At 59.3% G+C, this 19324-nt stretch carries 16 protein-coding genes; 12 read left to right on the top strand and 4 right to left on the bottom strand.

Annotation, left to right across the window (positions count from 1 at the left end):
- Nucleotides 1-3 precede the first annotated feature (3 nt).
- Both KMP13_RS05960 and KMP13_RS05955 read right to left on the bottom strand, forming a co-directional pair.
- Complete coding sequence (locus KMP13_RS05960) at nucleotides 4-1326, bottom strand: GH1 family beta-glucosidase (RefSeq protein ID WP_215264734.1); 1323 nt, start codon at nucleotides 1324-1326, stop codon at nucleotides 4-6.
- 4 nt (nucleotides 1327-1330) lie between these two features.
- Entirely contained in the window at nucleotides 1331-2359 is a 1029-nt protein-coding gene (locus KMP13_RS05955; RefSeq protein ID WP_215264732.1) for a LacI family DNA-binding transcriptional regulator, read from the bottom strand.
- Between the two features lie 235 nt (nucleotides 2360-2594).
- Here KMP13_RS05955 and KMP13_RS05950 point away from each other — a divergent pair, with 235 nt between their 5' ends.
- The 5 genes from KMP13_RS05950 (at nucleotide 2595) to KMP13_RS05930 (ending at nucleotide 8872) form a co-directional block, all read left to right on the top strand.
- Entirely contained in the window at nucleotides 2595-3863 is a 1269-nt protein-coding gene (locus KMP13_RS05950; RefSeq protein ID WP_215264731.1) for an ABC transporter substrate-binding protein, read from the top strand.
- Nucleotides 3864-3956: 93 nt separating this feature from the next.
- Entirely contained in the window at nucleotides 3957-4964 is a 1008-nt protein-coding gene (locus KMP13_RS05945; RefSeq protein ID WP_215264766.1) for a carbohydrate ABC transporter permease, read from the top strand.
- 10 nt (nucleotides 4965-4974) lie between these two features.
- Complete coding sequence (locus tag KMP13_RS05940) at nucleotides 4975-6123, top strand: carbohydrate ABC transporter permease (protein ID WP_215264729.1); 1149 nt, start codon at nucleotides 4975-4977, stop codon at nucleotides 6121-6123.
- A gap of 9 nt (nucleotides 6124-6132) precedes the next feature.
- Nucleotides 6133-7794 carry an alpha-amylase family glycosyl hydrolase gene (locus KMP13_RS05935; protein ID WP_215264727.1) on the top strand — a complete coding sequence of 554 codons (1662 nt, stop codon included), beginning with the start codon at nucleotides 6133-6135 and terminating at the stop codon, nucleotides 7792-7794.
- A complete protein-coding gene (locus tag KMP13_RS05930; RefSeq protein ID WP_215264726.1) occupies nucleotides 7787-8872 on the top strand; it encodes an ABC transporter ATP-binding protein in 1086 nt (361 codons plus the stop codon). Before KMP13_RS05935 ends, KMP13_RS05930 begins: the two co-directional genes overlap by 8 nt.
- A gap of 13 nt (nucleotides 8873-8885) precedes the next feature.
- Here the strand turns inward: KMP13_RS05930 and KMP13_RS05925 are convergent, their stop codons facing one another.
- Together KMP13_RS05925 and KMP13_RS05920 are read right to left on the bottom strand one after the other, a co-directional pair.
- Nucleotides 8886-10217: an NAD(P)/FAD-dependent oxidoreductase gene (locus KMP13_RS05925; RefSeq protein ID WP_215264723.1), complete on the bottom strand. Its 1332-nt coding sequence runs from the start codon at nucleotides 10215-10217 to the stop codon at nucleotides 8886-8888.
- Nucleotides 10218-10406: 189 nt separating this feature from the next.
- Nucleotides 10407-10898: an SH3 domain-containing protein gene (locus tag KMP13_RS05920; protein ID WP_435370340.1), complete on the bottom strand. Its 492-nt coding sequence runs from the start codon at nucleotides 10896-10898 to the stop codon at nucleotides 10407-10409.
- Between the two features lie 255 nt (nucleotides 10899-11153).
- Between KMP13_RS05920 and KMP13_RS05915 the strand changes: the two genes are divergently transcribed.
- The 7 genes from KMP13_RS05915 to KMP13_RS05885 all read left to right on the top strand — a co-directional run bounded on the left by KMP13_RS05915 (nucleotide 11154) and on the right by KMP13_RS05885 (nucleotide 19165).
- Nucleotides 11154-12140 (top strand): 2-hydroxyacid dehydrogenase, encoded by a 987-nt coding sequence (locus KMP13_RS05915; protein WP_215264721.1) that lies wholly within the window; start codon nucleotides 11154-11156, stop codon nucleotides 12138-12140.
- A 149-nt stretch (nucleotides 12141-12289) separates the two neighbouring features.
- Nucleotides 12290-13099: a UDP-2,3-diacylglucosamine diphosphatase gene (locus KMP13_RS05910; protein ID WP_215264720.1), complete on the top strand. Its 810-nt coding sequence runs from the start codon at nucleotides 12290-12292 to the stop codon at nucleotides 13097-13099.
- A gap of 12 nt (nucleotides 13100-13111) precedes the next feature.
- Nucleotides 13112-14335 (top strand): DUF3419 family protein, encoded by a 1224-nt coding sequence (locus tag KMP13_RS05905; RefSeq protein ID WP_215264719.1) that lies wholly within the window; start codon nucleotides 13112-13114, stop codon nucleotides 14333-14335.
- Nucleotides 14332-14976, top strand: a complete 645-nt coding sequence (locus KMP13_RS05900; protein WP_215264717.1) for a class I SAM-dependent methyltransferase — start codon at nucleotides 14332-14334, stop codon at nucleotides 14974-14976. Before KMP13_RS05905 ends, KMP13_RS05900 begins: the two co-directional genes overlap by 4 nt.
- Before the next feature lie 216 nt (nucleotides 14977-15192).
- A complete protein-coding gene (ggt, locus tag KMP13_RS05895) occupies nucleotides 15193-16977 on the top strand; it encodes a gamma-glutamyltransferase (protein WP_215264716.1) in 1785 nt (594 codons plus the stop codon).
- An 84-nt stretch (nucleotides 16978-17061) separates the two neighbouring features.
- Entirely contained in the window at nucleotides 17062-18465 is a 1404-nt protein-coding gene (locus KMP13_RS05890) for an FAD-binding oxidoreductase (RefSeq protein ID WP_215264714.1), read from the top strand.
- Nucleotides 18466-18760: 295 nt separating this feature from the next.
- A complete protein-coding gene (locus KMP13_RS05885; protein ID WP_215264712.1) occupies nucleotides 18761-19165 on the top strand; it encodes a hypothetical protein in 405 nt (134 codons plus the stop codon).
- The last annotated feature ends 159 nt before the right edge of the window (nucleotides 19166-19324 follow it).

Genomic DNA, 19324 nt, shown 5'->3' with positions numbered 1-19324 from the left:
TTTTTACCGCCCCAACGCGTCTTTGAGCGCCAGGAACGAGGCCTTGGGCGTGCGTTTCATCGTGTCAAAATCCACGTGCACCATGCCAAAGCGTTTCTCATATCCCAGCGCCCATTCATAGTTGTCCAGCAGCGACCACAGGAAGTAACCCTCCACCGGCACCCCGTCTGCAACCGCCTTTCGCACCGCATCCAAATGTTGGTTGATGTAGTCAATCCGCGCGGTGTCATGGATGGCGCCATCGGTGATCACATCCGCATTGGCCATGCCATTTTCGGTGATGTGAAGGGGCAGATCACCGGTATATTCCGCGGCGGTGCGTTTCAGGAATTTGTAAAGCCCCTCCGGGTAGATCTCCCAGCCCATCTGCGTCTTGGGCAGCGGGCCGTCGACCTCGTGGTGGTGCGGCCAGGGACCGTCGTTGGGCGCGATCAGCTTGCGCGTATAGTAATTGACCCCGCACCAATCCACCGGCTGGGCGATGGTGTCAAAATCATCCTGCCAGCCCGTGGGCATATGGGGTTCAAGCCCCTCGAGCACCAGATCGGGATAGCGTTTGTGGAAGATCCCGCTCAGGAAGAAGCGGTTGTAATAGGCGTCATAGGTATCCGCGGCCTTGCGCGCCTCCGGACTATCATCAACCGGGTCGGCCCACTCCATATTGAAGATCGCGCCAAGGTTTCCCAGCCCCATGCCGCGCATCCGCTCGATTGCGGTGCCATGGGCCAGCAGCACGTGGTGCATGGCGTGGGCCGTGGCGCGAATATCGCGCAGGCCGGGGGCGTGGTGGCCCAGAAAATGGCTCAACCAGCTGACACACCAGGGTTCGTTGATCGGCGCAACACTGTGCATACGGTCGCCGATACGACCCATGATCACCTCGGCGAAATCACCAAACCAGCCGGCAATATCCCGGTTGCGCCACCCGCCCAGATCGGCCAGCGGGGCCGGTAGCTCCCAGTGATAGAGGGTCGCGCAGGGTTTGATCCCCCGCTCCAGCATCGCGTCCGTCAACCGGTCGTAATAATCCAGACCCTCCTGGTTCACGGTGCCACGCCCCTCGGGCATCACCCGCGCCCAGCTGGTGGAAAACCGATAACAATCCAGCCCCGCCGCCGCGATCAGGTCAAAGTCTTCGCCGTAGCGGTGGTAATGGTCGCACCCCTGTGCCCCGTCCTCTGCGCGCACCACATTGCCGGGGGTTGCGGCAAAGGTGTCCCAATGGGTTGCACCCGCCCCGCCAAAGGCATGGCCCTCGATCTGATAAGCAGAGGTTGCAACGCCAAATTGGAAATCTGTCGGAAAATCAGAGCGTTTGAAGAGCATGGTTTCAATCCCGTGGGGCAGGGGCGGTGGAGCTGCCGACAACCAGTTCGGCTTCCAACATCCGGTTCATTGGCGGCTGGTCGGGGCTGTCGATCAGCTCGGCCAACATGGCGGCTGCGATCTCGCCTGCGTTGCGAACGGAAGAGCGCAGCGCGGTAAAGATCGGCACGTCTCGGCCGTTTTTCAGATACGACAGGTCGTCGTCATGGGTGATGACCGAGATATCGCGCCCCATCTTGAGGCCAGACTCTTCGATCGCGCGCCGCACCCCGATTGCGGTGATCATCGAGGATGTCAAAATCGCGGTCGGCGGGTGATCCATCGCCAACATTGCCATGGTTTCCTGGTGGCCAAAGACCTCGGTCATTTCCTGAGCGCGCATCAGCGCGGGATCCACGGGCACGCCGCGATCCTCCATAGCCGTGACATAGCCGTCGCGACGTCGCTGGGCGAAATCCATCGTCTCCAACCCGTTCAACAACGCAATGCGGCGATGGCCCAGATCAATCAGAAACTCGGTTGCCCGTTGAAAAGCCCGTTTGTTGTTCACATCGACCCAGCTATAGGGCGCGCTCACACCGGTAGAGCGTCCATGCACGACAAAGGGCAGGCCCATCTTGTTCAACAGGGCAATCCGGCTGTCATTGATCAGCGGACCTTGCAGCACCACGCCGTCCACCGCCCGTTTGGCCAGCAGCTCCCGGTAGGCCTGTTCCGTATTGCCGTCGCGCACCCGTGCAAACATCATATCGTAGCCAAACTTGGCGTAGGCCTCGGATGCGCCGGCAACAAAATCGCCAAAAACCGGGTTCACCATCTCATGTTTGTTTGAGGTCGGAATGACGTGGCCGATCATCATCGCACGTCCGGTTGCCAACCCTTTGGCACGGCTGTTGGGGCGGTAGCCAAATTGCTCCGCCGCCTGTTCCACTCGCAGTCGCGTGGCTTCGCTCACCTCTGGATACCCGTTCAGCGCCCGGCTGACCGTGGTTTGAGAAAGTCCCAGTTGTTCGGCAAGAGTCTTGAGGTTCATATCATCCAAAGCGCTTTAAATATTGGTATCATCTTTTGCAGGAAGAGGAACCGGTGGGTCAATGACTTTGTGATCGGTTTGCGCAAAATTCCTGAAAATAACGCGATAAATAACGAAGTCTCTATTTGTTGTTGACAATACAAGGGGAGGTTCCGTTACAAGTCTGACTCAAAGCGCTTTGAATAATGAGTCGCTTTGCTGATTTCTTGCGCTTTGCGTGTATGGGAGGAGAATGATGAAAACGTCGATTTTGAGCGGCGCTGCGGCGCTGGCTGTGATGTCTGGCCCTGTTTTGGCAGAAGATCTTACCGTGTTTGGCCCCTGGCTTGGCCCGGACCAATTGAACGTCGAGGCCGTGCTGGAGGGGTTCGAGGCCGCGACCGGTCACACTGTGTCCTATGTGGGCTCTGACAGTTTCGAACAGCAGATCCGCATTGATGCCGAGGCGGGCTCGGCCCCCAATATCGCGATCTTCCCGCAGCCCGGTCTGGCGGCGGAACTGGCCAAGGGCGGGTTCCTGACACCGCTTGCGGATGGCACTGGCGACTGGATTAGCGAAAACTATGCTGCGGGCCAATCCTGGGTCGATCTGGGCACTTTTGCCGGACCTGATGGTGCAAAAGATCTGTTTGGTTTCTTCTACAAAGTCGATGTGAAATCGCTGGTCTGGTATCTGCCGGAAAATTTTGAGGACGCAGGCTATGAAGTTCCGACCACGATGGAGGAGCTGAAAGCGCTGACCGATCAGATCGTTGCCGACGGCGAAACGCCCTGGTGCATCGGTCTGGGATCAGGTGGCGCCACCGGTTGGCCGGCCACCGATTGGGTCGAGGACCTGATGCTGCGCACCCAGAGCCCAGCGGATTACGACGCCTGGGTCAGCAATGGATTGAAATTCAACGACCCCAAAGTTGTCGCCGCAATCGAGGAATTCGGCGCCTTTGCACGAAACGAGGATTACGTGGCGGGCGGCGCAGGGGCCGTGGCCACAACAGACTTCCGCGACAGCCCCAAGGGCATGTTTGACGCACCGCCACAGTGCTACATGCACCGCCAGGCTTCTTTCATCCCGTCCTTCTTCCCCGAAGGCACAATTGTGGGTGAGGACGCGGACTTTTTCTACTTCCCAGCCTATGCGGACAAGGATCTGGGCACTCCGGTTCTGGGCGCCGGCACGGTCTGGGCAATCACCAAAGAAAATCAGGCCGCCCATGATCTGATCGCCTATTTCCAGGATCCTGCGTCCCATGAAATCTGGATGGCACGCCAAGGGTTCCTGACCCCGCACAAAGGGGTGGACGCGTCCAAGTTCTCCGATCCGACGCTGCGCAAAATGAACGAGATCCTGCTGGGGGCCACAACTTTCCGCTTTGATGCGTCGGACTTGATGCCCGGCGGTGTTGGCGCTGGCGCGTTCTGGACCGGCATGGTGGACTACGCCGGTGGCAAACCCGCACAACAGGTGGCGGATGAAATCCAGGCCTCGTGGGATGCCTTGAAATAGCAGCCTCACACAATCCTCCAGGGCAGCGCGGTACATCCCCTGCTGCCCTGATTTCCGAACCGTATTCCACCATAAAAAGTGAGAGTGATGACCATGCATCCGGCACTTCAGGGGCTGTCGATTATTATCTTTGGCGTCACCGCATGCGTCGCCTATTTTGCCCTGTCCAATCAGATTGTGGACAAGGTCCTGTTTCCCCCACGCGGCCCTCACGCGGGTCGCAACATCAACCGTGCCAATCTGGTCCGTCCGTGGCTTTTTCTCTTTCCGGCGCTTTGTGCGGTGGGGGTGTATCTTGCCTACCCGGTGGTTGAAACTTTGCGGCTTTCACTCACGGAACGCGTTCCGGGTGGGGGAATTCAATGGGTTGGTTTTGACAATTACGTCCAGATGTCAAAAGAACCCAAATTCTGGGAAGCCCTGCGCAACAATATACTGTGGCTTCTTGTCGTGCCGGCTGGCGCAACCGGTTTCGGCCTGTTGGCCGCGCAACTGACCGATCGTATCCGCTGGGGCAATATCGCCAAATCGCTGATTTTCATGCCGATGGCGATCTCGTTCGTGGGGGCCTCGGTGATCTGGAAACTGGTCTATGATGTGCGCCCGGCAGATCAAGATCAAATCGGGATTTTCAACGCGATCTATATGTTCATGGGGGGTGAGGCCCCGCTGACCTGGTTGACCATGCCGGTGTGGAACAACTTCTTCTTAATGCTCGTTCTGATCTGGATCCAGACCGGTTTTGCCATGGTGATCCTGTCGGCGGCCCTGCGCGGTATTCCCGAAGAAACGGTTGAAGCCGCCATTGTCGACGGGGCCAGCCCGATGCAGATCTTCTTTAAAATCAAGGTCCCGCAGATAAAAACAACCATTCTGGTGGTCTGGACCACCATCACCATCACGGTGCTGAAAGTGTTCGACATCGTCTTCACCATGACCAACGGCCAGTGGGAGACGCAGGTGCTCGCCAACTACATGTTCGACAAGCTGTTTCGCGCCAATGACTGGGGCGTCGGGTCGGCGGCGGCGATTGTGATCATGGTTCTGGTTTTGCCGATCCTGGTCTGGAACGTCCGCAACGCCCGCAATGAAATGCGCTGAGGGAAAGACAATGGACAATATCGCCGGAACCAAATCCACCCTCACTTGGGTCACCAATATCTCTGTTGTCATTCTGGTCGCTCTTTGGGTGTTTCCGACCCTGGGGCTGTTTGTGTCGTCCTTTCGCACGACCGACCAGATTTCCACCAGCGGTTGGTGGAAATCCCTGTTCCCGTCCGAACAGACCGTGACCCTGCGCACCGCAGCGCCGGACACACAGGTGCAAGACGGCCCGCTGTTCGTGATCGAGGGCGCCCTGCTGGAGGACGGACAAGACGCCACAATCCGCAGCTGGGGTATTTCATCGCGCGCTGTCGATGCCTTTGTCCCCGGCGAGGTGGCAGAGCTGCGCAAGGGGGGCACGATCAGCGTGATGGCCAATGGGCGCTACCGGATGGAACACAGTGCGGCTTTTACCGGGTCGCGCGGCCAGCGAGTGTTTCTGGGCACCACGGTTGCGCCTGAATTCACCCTGAACAACTACCGCAACATCCTGTTTGACCCTGACAATATCGAAGGGATGAGCCAAGCGTTTTTCTCAACCCTGACGGTGACGATCCCGGCGACGATCATCCCGATCCTGGTTGCCGCATTTGCGGCGTATGCGCTGGCGTGGATGGAGTTTCCGGGGCGGGCGCTGTTGGTTGCGGCCATCGTCGCGCTCTTGGTTGTGCCGTTGCAGCTGGCCTTGATCCCCTTGTTGAAACTGCACCTCGGCATTGGCATCGGCAAAGGGTATCTGGGCGTCTGGATGGCCCACACCGGCTTTAGTCTGCCGCTCGCGATTTATCTGTTGCGCAATTACATGGTCGGTCTGCCGCGCGACATTATCGAAAACGCCCGCGTGGATGGGGCCACCGAATATCAGATCTTCACCCGTATCATCCTGCCGCTCAGCTTCCCGGCGCTGGCCTCCTTTGCGATCTTCCAGTTCCTGTGGACTTGGAACGACCTTCTGGTGGCCAAAGTGTTCTTGGTGGACGCCACCGGAGAGACCACGGTGATGACCCAAAAACTGGTTGAGCTGCTCGGCACCCGTGGCGGCAACTGGGAGATCCTGGCGACATCCGCCTTTGTCTCCATCGCGGTGCCGCTGGCGGTCTTCTTCACATTGCAAAGATACCTGGTCCGCGGGCTTCTCGCCGGTTCCGTGAAATAGGAAAGACAAATGAACGTGCAAACTTCCACGCATCTGGCCCAGGACACTGATTGGTGGCAGGGCGGTGTGATTTATCAAATCTACCCACGCAGTTTTCAGGACAGCAACGGCGATGGTATTGGCGACCTGCAAGGGATCACCAACCGGCTGCCCTATGTGGCCTCCCTCGGGGTGGATGCGATCTGGATCTCGCCCTTTTTCAAATCCCCGATGAAGGATTTTGGCTACGACGTCAGCGATTACCGCGATGTGGACCCGATGTTCGGCAGCCTTGCGGATTTCGACGCCCTGTTGGCGCGCGCCCATGAGCTGGGGCTCAAGGTGATGATCGACCTCGTGTTGTCCCATACCTCGGACCAGCACCCGTGGTTTGGCGAAAGCCGCGCCAACCGCGCAAACTCCAAATCCGATTGGTACGTCTGGGCCGACCCACAGCCCGATGGCACCCCGCCCAACAATTGGCTGTCGATCTTTGGCGGCTCTGCTTGGCAATGGGACAGTCGGCGTGAACAATATTATCTGCACAATTTCCTGACCTCGCAGCCAGATCTGAACTTTCACTGTGCCGCAGTGCAAGAGGCCTTGTTGGACATTGCCCGGTTCTGGTTGGAACGGGGCGTCGATGGCTTCCGTCTGGACACGATTAATTTCTACTTCCACGACAAGGAGTTGCGCAGCAATCCGCCCCTGCCGCCCGAGGAACGCAATGGCAGCATTGCCCCCACGGTGAACCCATACAATCACCAGCGTCACCTCTATTCCAAGAACCAGCCAGAGAACCTGATCTTTCTGGAACGGCTGCGCAGTCTGACCGATCAGTACAACGCCCGCGCCTGTCTGGGTGAGGTCGGCGATGCCCAGCGTGGGTTGGAGATTATGGGCGAATACACCCAGGGCGATGATCGCATGCACATGTGTTACGCCTTTGAATTTCTGGGCCCCGACCCGGTCACGGCCAAAGCGGTCAAAGAGGTGTTCACACGCCTCGACACCATCGGCAAAGGCGCCTGGGCCTGTTGGGCCTTTTCCAACCACGATGTTGTACGCCACGGCAGCCGCTGGCAGCTGAGCGATGCGGCCCTGCGCACATATGCCGCCCTGTTGATGTGCTTGCGCGGCTCGGTCTGCCTCTATCAGGGCGAAGAGCTGGGTCTGCCCGAAGCAGAGGTGGCATTTGAGGATCTGCAAGATCCCTATGGCATTGAATTCTGGCCCGAATTCAAAGGGCGCGATGGTTGTCGCACGCCCATGGTCTGGGACACGGCGGGCGACAACGCAGGCTTTGCCTCGGTCAAACCTTGGTTGCCCGTCAGCGAAAATCAACGCGAAATCGCTGTGGATCTACAGGAAGCCGCGCGGGGTTCGGTCTTGCACCACTACCGCAAGGCCATCGCCGTGCGCGCCGCACTCCCCGCCCTCAGAACCGGGGCGCAGGACCGCATGGATGTCGCCGTGGACGTGCTGAGCTTTCACCGCACCAGCACGAACCAAGAGGTGTTCTGCGCCTTCAACCTCGGTGAGGATAACGCCGCCCTGACCTTGCCAGATGGTTCTTGGGAGAATGCAGCCACAGGTCTGGATGGCGCGGTTGATTTGCGTGGCACTCAGATTTCGCTGGGAGCGTGGGAGTATTGCATCGCTGTAAAGCGGGAGGAGCAGGAAGATGGCTGAACTGAAACTAAGCGGCATCGCCAAGACCTATGCTAAAAGCGTCAATGTGTTGCACGACATTAACCTAGAGATCGAGCAGGGCGAGTTGATCGTCTTTGTCGGCCCGTCGGGATGCGGGAAATCCACCCTGTTGCGTATGATCGCCGGGTTGGAGAAAATTTCAGGCGGTGAGCTGACAATCGACGGGCATGTGGTGAACGACACGCCCCCCGCCCAACGTGGCATCGCGATGGTGTTTCAATCCTATGCGCTTTATCCACATATGACCGTGCGCGACAATATGGCCTTTGCGCTCAAAATCGCCAAGAAATCCAAGGCCGAGATCGACGCAGCGGTGGAAAACGCCGCCAAGGTTCTGCAGCTCGACAGCTATCTGGATCGTTTGCCCAAGGAACTGTCGGGCGGGCAACGTCAGCGGGTCGCCATCGGCCGTTCCATTGTGCGCGATCCCAAGGTCTATCTGTTTGACGAGCCGCTCTCAAACCTGGACGCCGCCCTGCGCGTCGCCACCCGAATTGAGATCGCGCGCCTCAAAGAAGCAATGCCCGATCGTACCATGATCTATGTCACTCATGACCAGGTGGAGGCGATGACACTGGCCAGCCGCATCGTGGTGCTGGCCAACAAAGGTATCGCCCAGGTTGGCACTCCGTTGGATCTGTATGAACGTCCCGAAAATGAATTTGTGGCGCAATTCATCGGCTCACCTGCGATGAACCTTTTGCCGGGCGAAATCACCAAAACCGGAGCGCAAACCGCCGTTGCATTGGATGGCGGCGGCATTGCGGTGTCGGACATCGCCACCACTGCCGCGGATCAGGGCAAAAGGGTCAATATTGGTGTGCGCCCCGAGGATCTGTTTGAAACCGACGGCCCATCCCTGTTTGAGGCGCGCGTCGATATCACCGAAGCCCTGGGAGAGGTGACATTGCTCTATATTGACGCGCCCTCGGGCGGTGATGCGCTGATCGCCAAGCTTGCTGGCAACCGCAAAGAGCTGCGCGGGCTAAGCGTGCGCATGGGGGCAAACCCGGACAAGGTGCACCTGTTTTACAACGGGCAATCCATGCGCCCTTAGGACCCCGAACCCGCTAGAACCCGGCGTCCACAATCATCGGCGTTCCGTCAGCGAAACGGGACAGCCGATAGGGGGTTGGATCCACACAAGGGGTGACGCCCATCACCAGCTCGGCCATCAACCGACCGGCAGCGGGACCAATGCCAAACCCATGCCCGGAAAACCCGGTCGCGATAAAGAACCCCGGCAACGTATCCACGACTGAGATCACGGGCACCGCATCGGGCGTCACATCAATCATCCCGGCCCAGGTCTGTTCGATCTTGGCATCTTTGAACACGGAAAACCGTTTGGCGGCGGTGGCCTGGATCTGCCGTACCAAAGCGTCGCTTGGCTTGGGATCCAACACGCGGGTCTGTTCAAACGGGGTGACATCCTCCATCGACCAGCGCCGGGCATAGCGGGCTTCTTCCAGGAACCTGGTGCCTACCCGCGGCTTCAGCGCGCGCCAGTTTTTGCGAAACGCCGGCAGGAACGCGCGCGCCAGACGGAAGCTGTCTGGGACAATATCCGCGTGGTGCAAGGTGCCATTGGCCAGCGTATAGCCGCCATCTTGACGCTTGCGCAGACCCAGCCCTTCTTCCCAATAAGACGTCTCAGGCCCGCCCTCGATGGGGGCGGTGCGCAGCACGGTGTTCAGTACCTTCAGCTGTGGCAATTCAATGCCCAGATTGCCAGAAAAGAGCCGCGACCAAGCCCCGCCGGCCAGCACCACCGCATCACAGGCGATGCGCCCGCGTTCGGTCACCACGCCGCTGACCTGGCCACCGGCGCTTTCCACACCGCGCACCGCACATTGGGTCAGGATCGCCGCACCGCGATCGCGGGCCGCTTCGGCAATTGCGGGGGCTGCTTTTTGTGGTTCGGCGCGCCCATCGGTGGGGGTGTAGAACACCGCCTTGGGACGCACGGAGGCGCTGGGCAGCATATCTGCCAGATCCTGCCCGCTGCGAAAGCCACATTCCAACTGAAAGGGTTTCAGATGCTCGGACCAGTTTTCAAACTGGGCGATTTCAGCATCGGTTTCACAGGCAAAGGCGATGCCGGCCTGCGTATACCCCAGATCCCGCCCGGTGCGCTCTTTCAGCTTGGGCCAGATCCGCAAGGCCTCGGCCATCAGCGGAATCTCCCGTTTGTCACGCCGCGAAATCCGCACCCAACCCCAATTGCGCGAACTTTGCTCCTGCGCGATGCCACCCTTTTCACACAGCGCCACCCGCTGGCCTTTTTCAGCCAGCTCAAGCGCGGTGCTAACGCCAATAATACCGCCGCCAATCACAACCGTATCAACCCGGTCGGGCAGCTGTTCATCTCCGATCACCGGGATCACTTTGGGGCCGGGCATGGGCGCGCCTTTCACTTATTTCAAACGTTTGCTCGCAGACCTGCGCACGCACAACTGGCACGGGCAGGGCAGTTGGCATTTGCTTAACGTATGAAGTGAATTGGCGACAAGTAGAGCATGCAGCATGGGCCAGCAAGACCCATCACGGGCACAGGCAACTGCATCAAAAAACAGCGTGCGCCGGGGTGGTTATTCGCGCAGCTCATCTGGGGCGACGCCCCACAGCTGGTCTTTGCGTGCCCAACCGCGATAACCGCCTGCGGTCACTTTGCACCAATCGGTGTTGCATTCCCCCAGACGCGCAATCACCCCCAGCTCAAAGGCGGCCGATACAGGCGCGCGAGTGTCAGGTCGGGTGAACACCTGGGTCATGTCATTTTCGATCAAAACCGTACGGGCCCCGGACAACAACGTATAATGCACCCAACCACCGGCGCCATCGCGGTCACGCACCCGGCGCCAATGGCCGTATTCAGCCGTGATCTCTAGCGGCATGCCCCGGCGTTTGAACACCCAGTCGATCCGATGGGTCAGCGATGGCCCTCGGCGCACATTGCCCTCGGCCGCTTTCATTGAGACAAACCGGGGCAGGGGCAGGTTGGTCACCGGACCCCGCTCCTTCGCCGTTCCCGGCACCACACATGCAAGAAAAAACCCCACACACAGAAGGGAAAAAACCAAAGCGCGCCCGCGTACCCCTGCAGCGCGTTGAATTGTCGATCCTGTCACTGCCTGCTCACTCTTTTTCGGTGTTTCGCAATTGACCTACCCAAGGCGCGTGGATGCTGCGGTTGCCAGTGCTGCCTGTTTGTGGCGTCTCTTACGCGAAGTGGCGTGAAAGCTGCAACCAAAACAACTTAGGTTCTTGTGCCCGTCAGCGTCCTCGGTCACCATGACACAGCAGACCGCATTGTGGAAAGCTGAGGAGAGCCCCAAGTGCCCAGAGAACGACTGAGTGTTGTTGTTACGCGACGGTTGCCGGACCCCGTGGAAACCCGTCTAAGCGAATTGTTCAATGTGACCCTGCGCAATGACGACACCCCGATGACCCGACCCGAGCTGATCGAAGCGGTGCAAAGTGCAGATATCCTTGTGCCCACGGTCACCGACACGATCGACGCCGCCTTGTTGGGGCAGGCGGGGGAGCAGTTGAAGCTGGTTGCCAATTATGGTGCAGGCGTTGACCACATCGATGTCGCCACCGCGCGCCAGCGGGGCATTCTGGTCTCTAACACGCCCGGCGTTTTGACCGATGACACCGCCGATATGGCGATGGCGCTGATCATGGCCGTGGTGCGCCGCATTCCCGAAGGTCTCGCCTTGATGCAACAGGGTGACTGGTCCGGCTGGGCGCCCACTGCGCTGCTCGGCGGTCGTCTTGCGGGGCGTCGTATTGGGATCCTTGGCATGGGCGGCGTGGGTCAGGCCGTGGCGCGCCGTGCCGCCGCTTTTGGGATGCAGGTCCACTACCATAACCGTCGTCGGCTGCACGCCGATATCGAAGACCGGTTCGAGGCGACCTATTGGGAAAGCCTCGACCAGATGGTGGCCCGGATGGATGTGATCTCGGTCAACTGCCCGGCCACGCCCTCGACCTATCACTTGATGAACGCGCGCCGTCTGAAACTGCTGAAACCGGATGCGGTGATCGTCAACACCTCACGCGGGGAGGTGATCGATGAAAACGCCCTGACCCGTATGCTGCGCGCTTCCGAGATCGCAGGCGCCGGGCTGGACGTCTATGAGAACGGCCATGAAATAAACCCTCGCCTGCGCGAGCTGTCCAATGTGGTGCTGCTGCCGCATATGGGCTCTGCTACCCGCGAAGGCCGGGTCGAGATGGGTGAGAAAGTCCTGCTCAACATCAAAACATTCGAAGACGGCCACCGCCCGCCGGATCTGGTTGTGCCTTCGATGTTGTGAAGGCAGGGGCATCGTTTTGCGCCGCTGGCTGATGGCTTGCTGATACGATGAGGCGCTAGAAGTCTAATTTTCTCAGACATTTTGGGGGCTGTAATGACGTTGACACATTCCCGCTGTAATTCATTTAAAAACGTTCAGTTGAGCATTCTATGACAGCGTACCGTGCAATTTTTATTTCTGACGTCCATCTTGGAACGCGAGGGTGCCGCGCTGATCTGCTGGTGGGTTTTCTGGGTAAGCACCAGTGCGAAACGCTGTATCTGGTCGGCGACATCCTGGACGGATGGCGCTTGCAACGTGGCTGGCACTGGCCAAGTTCGCACAACACGGTCATTCAGTGCATCCTGGAAAAGGCCCGGCAAGGCACCCGTGTGGTGTTCATTCCCGGCAATCATGATGAGGTCATGCGCCGCTTTCCCGGCATCCATTTTGGAGGGATTGAGGTCAGGGACCACGATGAATTCATCTCGGCCAAGGGGATGCGGTACTTTGTGACCCATGGCGATCAATTCGACACGGTCATCGTCAACGCCAAATGGCTCGCCTATTTCGGAGACCGCGCCTATTCCGCGCTCATCTGGCTGAACCCCAAGATCAACTCGGTGCGGGGCCTGTGGTCGCGCAAATATTGGTCCCTGTCGAAATGGGCCAAACATCAGGTCAAACAGGCGGTGAATTTCATCGGGAAATTCGAAGAAACCCTGTCAGAAGACGCCCGCCAACGCGGCTATGACGGGGTCATTTGCGGCCATATCCACCACGCAGCGATCCGCCAGATCGGCGACATCCACTATGTAAACACCGGGGATTGGGTCGAAAGCTGCACCGCAATCGTCGAGGACGACAACGGCGATCTGCGTTTGATCGACTGGGAGTCGCGCAACAACCGGTTGCGGCTGCTGGAAAAGCGGCAAAAACGGCGCAAGCGCGCCGACACAAAAACCACCGTTAACCAATAGAAAAGAGCAGGCATGAGCGCGACACATACGACCTCAATCGGAGACGCGGTTTACGAAAACCGGTCTTTTTCTCTGGATACTTTGTCCGAACGCGCCTTTGCCTTTCTGTTTCGTGGTCTGGTCTATCCGCAAATCTGGGAAGACCCGGTCTGCGACATGACCGCCTTGCAGCTGACCCAAGACGACCACATCATCTGCATCGCCTCTGGCGGCTGCAACGCGATGTCCTATCTGACGACCCAACCTGCTTCGCTGACCGCGGTGGATCTGTCACCCTGGCATGTTGAGTTGAACCGGTTGAAACTGGCCGCCGCCGCGCATGTGCCGGACTACGACAGCTTTTACGCGATCTTTGGCCATGCGGACCGGGGTGAAAACAGGGCCCTGCTGGAAACCCACGTATTGCCACAGCTGGACGCGCAGGCGCAGGCCTTTTGGCGTGGCCGCAACGGGCTGAAATCGCGCATCTCCATGTTTACCCGTGGATTTTACCGCTTTGGCGTGCTGGGCCGGTTCCTAAGCGCCGTGCATCTGCTGGCCCGCGTGACGCGGGTCGATTTCCAGCCACTGTTGGAGGCCAAGACCCTGGCCGAGCAAGAGGCGTTTTTCAACACCCAGATCGCGCCGCTTTATGACACGCGTTTGGTGAAATTCCTCGCCCGCCGCCGTGCCTCGCTGTTTGGCCTCGGGATCCCGCCCGCACAATATGACAAACTGGCCGACGACGCCGGGGGTGACATCATCCCCGTGCTAAAAGAACGCACCCGCAAGCTGTTTTGTGACTTCCCCATCGCCGAGAATTACTTTGCCTGGCAGGCCGCCAACCGCGCTTACAAGGCCGACGGCAGCGGTCCGGTGCCGCCCTATCTCGAACCGCAGAATTTTGAGGCGTTGCGCAGTGCAGCCGCGCGTGCCACGGTCTGGAACCGCTCGATCACCGATGTGCTGGCCCAGGCGCCGAACCAGTCGAAAACGGTCTATATTCTGTTGGACGCCCAGGACTGGATGACCGATGCGCAGCTCAACGCGCTGTGGGACGAGATCACCCGCACCGCCAAACCCGGCGCACGGGTGCTGTTCCGCACCGGTGGCACCGACGACATCCTGCCGGGCCGGGTGCAGGCTGCAACGCTGGATCAATGGTCCTATGACGCAGATGCCTCGCAAACCGCGTTTGAAACCGATCGCTCGGCGATCTACGGCGGTGTGCATCTCTATCGAAAGTCCGCATCATGAGCGATACTACCGAACACAGCGCCTTGATGGATCAGACCTATCGCTACCAACGTCTGATCTATGACGTGACGCGGAAGTATTACCTGCTGGGACGCGATCACCTGATCGAGGGCATGAATGTCCAACCCGGTGAGCGGGTGCTTGAGGTCGCTTGCGGCACCGGGCGCAACCTCTCCCTGATCCGTAACCGCTACCCTGAGGCGCAGCTGTTCGGGCTGGATATCTCTGACCAGATGCTGACCACCGCACGCGCAAAACTCGGTGCGGATGTCTCCCTGGCGCAGGGCGATGCCTGCCAATTTGAACCAAAGGCGCTGTTTGATGTGGAGGGTTTCGACCACGTCATTCTTTCCTACAGCCTGTCGATGATCCCCGATTGGCAGGGCGCGCTGACAGAGGCAAAGCGGCACCTGGCCCCCGGCGGACGCTTGCATGTGGTGGATTTTGGCGACAGCGCAGGCCTGCCCGGCTGGTTCCAACGTCTTTTGTTGGCCTGGCTCGCACGGTTCCATGTGAGCCCCCGTGACACGCTTGAAGCTGCGATGCGTGACTGTCGCGCAGACACGGACAGGCTGGTGGTCCAAGGCCTCTACCGCAACTACGCGTTTTATGGGCAGTTGACCAAAGACGACGCTGCCTAAGGGCTGCTCCCACACAAAAATCGCCCCAATTCGTGGCCGTCTGACTAGAACGCGCTAGAACTCGGATGGGGAAACCACATGCGGCATTCTTGGGCGGTGACAGCGATCCCGGCGCCGTTTCTGTGTTCTATTTCATTGCCATGTGAAATAAACCCCGTGACAATTCTTGGTTAACGCGTTTTTCTGGCGTCGACTGCCCCCAAACGGAGAAATCCCATGCGCATCCTCTCACTCAGCGCTCTGGCCTGCCTGTTGGCAGCGCCCGCATTTGCTCAACAGGCCGCCGATGCGGTTGCGCCTGAGGCTGCGACCAAAGGGGCGTTCGCTCTTGCGTCACCCGCCGTGCAGGCAGCATTGGCAGCCAAGGACGCAGGCCAAGAGGTCACGGCCGAGAACTGGATGATCGCAGCCGCCAACCCGCTGGCGGTGGAAGCTGGCGCTGAGGTGCTGCGCGCCGGCGGCACGGCCGCGGATGCAATGGTGGCCGTCCAGGTGGTTCTGGGACTGGTGGAGCCGCAATCCTCGGGTCTGGGCGGTGGTGCGTTTCTGGTCTGGTATGACGGCACCACCGGGGAGCTGACAACGTTGGATGGTCGCGAAACCGCGCCTTTGGCCGCAACACCGCGCCTGTTTCAGGATGATGCGGGCGAGCCGCTTAAATTCTTTGATGCTGTGGTTGGCGGTCGATCTGTTGGCACGCCGGGCACGCCCGCGTTGCTGGAAACCGCACACCGCCGTTGGGGACGTGCGAATTGGCCGACCTTGTTTCAGGCCGCAACCGATCTGGCGCGCGATGGTTTCACCGTCTCGCCCCGATTGGCGCAATTGGTTGAACGCGATGCTGAACGCCTGTCGCGGTTTGACGCAACAGCCGCATATTTCCTGCCCGGTGGCACGCCGATCACAGCCGGTGAAACACTGAAAAACCCCCGCTATGCAGAGACATTGCAGGCCCTTGCAACCCATGGCGCCGATGCGATCTATACAGGTCCGCTGGCGGCTGACATTGTCAGAACCGTGAACACGGCACCGGGCAATCCCGGTGTTCTGTCGGCTATGGATCTGGCGATTTACGAGGTCAAGGAACGCGCGCCAGTCTGCGCCAGCTACCGCGAATTTGAGGTTTGCGGCATGGGCCCGCCTTCATCAGGGGCGCTGACCGTGGGGCAGATCCTCGGCATGTTGGGGCATTACGATCTGGCGGAGCTGGGCGAACAACACCCTGACAGCTGGCGTCTGATCGGCGATGCTTCGCGCCTCGCCTTTGCGGATCGTGGCCGGTATATGGCCGACAGCGACTTTGTCCCGGTCCCCACTAATGGCCTGGTGGACCCCGCCTATTTGGCCAAGCGGGCGCGCTTGCTGGGCGGCAAAAAAGCCTTGACGCAGGTCGCACCCGGAACGCCAGAATTCGACCACGCGCTGAACTTGGCCGATGACGAAGCGTTGGAACTGCCCTCGACCTCGCATATCTCCATCGTAGACGCTTATGGCAATGCGCTGTCGATGACGACGACAATCGAAAACGCCTTTGGCTCGCGTCTGATGGCGGGCGGGTTCCTGTTGAACAATGAGCTGACCGATTTCTCTTTCCGCAGCCACCGTGACGGGCTGCCCATCGCCAACCGACTGGAGCCCGGCAAACGTCCGCGCTCCTCGATGGCGCCAACCATCGTGATGGAAGACGGCAAGCCCGCGCTGGTGATCGGCTCCCCCGGTGGCAGCCGCATCATCGGCTATGTCGCCAAAACCATCATCGCGTGGGCTGATTGGGACATGCCGCTGCAACAGGCGTTGGCGATGCCGCATCTGGTCAACCGATTTGGCACCTATGACATGGAGGAGGGCACCGGCGCCGAAGTTCTTATGCCCTTGATGAAACTCGCCGGGTTTGAGGTCAATGCCCGCAGTCTCAACTCTGGCCTCCACGCGATTGAGGTGGGAGAGGTGCTAAAAGGTGCCGCAGATCCCCGTCGCGAAGGTATCGCGCTTGGCGAATAGCCACAGGTGTCGGGTGTTCAACCCATTGACATAGATGCTTAACATGCGATCTTTCGCGGGTGTTTAAGACCGGGAGAGATCGACATGGCCGCCATCACCACATTGCCCCGTAACGAGGCCGGCATCGCCACGGTTATCGCAGCCCTTTCGGATCGGTTCGCGGACCGTTTGCACACTGGCCAGTCGATGCGCGAACAACACGGTCACACCACCACCTCGATGGCTAACCAGATCCCGGATGCGGTTGTTTTTGTTACCTCAACGGATGAGGTGGCCGAGGTTGTGAAACTCTGCGCTTTGCGCAAGGTCCCGGTGATCCCCTTTGGCACCGGCTCCTCGCTTGAGGGACACCTGAACGCACCAGCCGGGGGGATTTCCCTTGATCTCAGCCAGATGAACCAGATCAAGGCGGTGCATGCGGCGGACCTTGATGTGGTGGTGCAGCCCGGTGTGACGCGTGAACAGCTCAACACCCATTTGCGCGATCAGGGGCTGTTCTTTCCCATCGATCCCGGTGCCAATGCATCGCTGGGCGGCATGGCGGCAACCCGCGCGTCCGGCACCAATGCAGTGCGCTATGGCACGATGAAGGACAATATCCTCAGCCTTGAGGCGGTGATGGCCGATGGAACGATCATCCGCACAGGCGCCCGGGCCAAGAAATCTTCGGCCGGTTATGATATGGCCCGCCTTTTGATCGGATCTGAGGGCACGCTCGGTGTTATCACCGAGCTCACTCTGCGCCTACAAGGCGTCCCCGAGGCGATCCGATCCGCCCGCTGTTCCTTCCCTTCGGTCGAAGCGGCCTGTCAGGCGGTGATGATGACCATCCAATATGGCATTCCCGTCGCCCGGATCGAGCTGTTGGATGTGCTCAGCGTGCGCGCCGCCAAGGCCTATTCAAAACTCGACCTGCCCGAAGTGCCATTGCTGTTGCTGGAATTTCACGGCTCAGACGCGGGGGTGATAGAACAAAGCGACATGTTCGCCTCCATCGCGGAAGAATTCGAAGGTCAGGATTTCGCCGCCACCTCAACAGCCGAAGAGCGCAACAAGCTTTGGCAGGCCCGCCATGATGTCTATTGGGCCAGCCACGCCTTGCGCCCCGGTGCCAAAGGGTTGTCCACCGATGTCTGCGTGCCAATCTCGCGTCTGGCCGAATGTGTGAGCCTAGCCCGCGCCAAAGCAGAAGAGCTGGACCTGCTGGCCCCCATGGTCGGCCACGTGGGCGACGGCAATTTCCACGCGCTGTTGTTGCTGGAACCGGGCAACGCCGCCGAACAGGAGCGCGCTGATTCGTACCTCAAATGGCTGGCCGACACCGCCATCGCGATGGAAGGCACCTGCACCGGCGAACACGGGGTCGGGCAAGGTAAACGCAGCTATGTGGCGCGCGAGCTGGGCGAAACCATTCGCTTTATGGCCGCGATCAAATCCGCGCTGGATCCCGATAACATTATGAACCCAGGTAAGATCCTATCTTATTGACGCGACCCGCCACCTAAGATTGTGCAATCATTGGGTGAATGGTATGATTTCAACAACCACATATTGCGGAATGTGGCTGCAGCGTGCGCGCAGTATGCATATCACATCTTAAGTTGTGTTTTGCGATGAGTTAACGATCAGCCAATCTTTTTGGCCAAGGCTAGGTGGAGCAAGTCGAAATAGGCCAGCCTAGAAGAGTAACGAATCAACAAATTGTTCCCTAACCGCCGCCAGCCTGACACTGACCGCCGCCACCCTGTCTACTCCGGTTCTCGCCAATGAATTTGCCCCTGCGATGGAGCGTTATCTGCAGTCCAACATCCGCGACTGGGCCCATTCCGAAGTGTTGATTTCGGCCATCAAAGCGCTGAACAACAAAACCGCCGACTACGACCAAGCCATGATTGATACGCTGGACGCGCAATGGCGCGCCGAAGTGGGCCAATCCGCGACCCCGACCATCACGCCGGTGCTGTCAAATACAACCGCTGACTTCCTGCGCAACCAGGTTGAGAGGTCCGAGGGCTATATCACCGAAGTCTTCATCATGGATCTGCACGGTCTGAACGTCGCGGCGTCGGACACAACGTCTGATTTCTGGCAGGGGGACGAGGCCAAGTTCAACCAAACCTATGGCGTCAACGCGGAGGCCTATCACTTTGGTGATATTGAACAGGATGAATCTTCGGGTCATTACTAGGGTCAGGACCCATTGATTTCCGTTTGTTTGCATGATTCACTGACCGAAAAATTGAACGGTGAACCTGTCTGATCTCTTCTGGCTGTCGGATGCGCAGATGGCGCGTCTTGAGCCGTATTTTCCGAAGTCCCACGGCCAGCCACGCGTTCACTGCCCGGC

This window comes from Epibacterium ulvae, assembly GCF_018678075.1.
GTDB classification, from domain to species: Bacteria; Pseudomonadota; Alphaproteobacteria; order Rhodobacterales; family Rhodobacteraceae; genus Epibacterium; species Epibacterium ulvae_A.
The sequence above is the reverse complement of the archived record's forward strand: the minus strand, read 5'-3'. Positions and strand labels throughout refer to the sequence as shown.

What these genes read in the sequence shown, in the direction of transcription:
- KMP13_RS05940 (WP_215264729.1), top strand. Translation starts at nt 4,975, where the DNA reads ATGGACAATATCGCCGGAACCAAATCCACCCTCACTTGGGTCACCAAT.
- KMP13_RS05960 (WP_215264734.1), bottom strand. Translation starts at nt 1,326, where the DNA reads ATGCTCTTCAAACGCTCTGATTTTCCGACAGATTTCCAATTTGGCGTT.
- KMP13_RS05925 (WP_215264723.1), bottom strand. Translation starts at nt 10,217, where the DNA reads ATGCCCGGCCCCAAAGTGATCCCGGTGATCGGAGATGAACAGCTGCCC.
- KMP13_RS05905 (WP_215264719.1), top strand. Translation starts at nt 13,112, where the DNA reads ATGAGCGCGACACATACGACCTCAATCGGAGACGCGGTTTACGAAAAC.
- KMP13_RS05885 (WP_215264712.1), top strand. Translation starts at nt 18,761, where the DNA reads ATGGAGCGTTATCTGCAGTCCAACATCCGCGACTGGGCCCATTCCGAA.
- KMP13_RS05930 (WP_215264726.1), top strand. Translation starts at nt 7,787, where the DNA reads ATGGCTGAACTGAAACTAAGCGGCATCGCCAAGACCTATGCTAAAAGC.
- KMP13_RS05945 (WP_215264766.1), top strand. Translation starts at nt 3,957, where the DNA reads ATGCATCCGGCACTTCAGGGGCTGTCGATTATTATCTTTGGCGTCACC.
- KMP13_RS05890 (WP_215264714.1), top strand. Translation starts at nt 17,062, where the DNA reads ATGGCCGCCATCACCACATTGCCCCGTAACGAGGCCGGCATCGCCACG.
- KMP13_RS05935 (WP_215264727.1), top strand. Translation starts at nt 6,133, where the DNA reads ATGAACGTGCAAACTTCCACGCATCTGGCCCAGGACACTGATTGGTGG.
- KMP13_RS05900 (WP_215264717.1), top strand. Translation starts at nt 14,332, where the DNA reads ATGAGCGATACTACCGAACACAGCGCCTTGATGGATCAGACCTATCGC.
- ggt (WP_215264716.1), top strand. Translation starts at nt 15,193, where the DNA reads ATGCGCATCCTCTCACTCAGCGCTCTGGCCTGCCTGTTGGCAGCGCCC.
- KMP13_RS05910 (WP_215264720.1), top strand. Translation starts at nt 12,290, where the DNA reads ATGACAGCGTACCGTGCAATTTTTATTTCTGACGTCCATCTTGGAACG.
- KMP13_RS05955 (WP_215264732.1), bottom strand. Translation starts at nt 2,359, where the DNA reads ATGAACCTCAAGACTCTTGCCGAACAACTGGGACTTTCTCAAACCACG.
- KMP13_RS05950 (WP_215264731.1), top strand. Translation starts at nt 2,595, where the DNA reads ATGAAAACGTCGATTTTGAGCGGCGCTGCGGCGCTGGCTGTGATGTCT.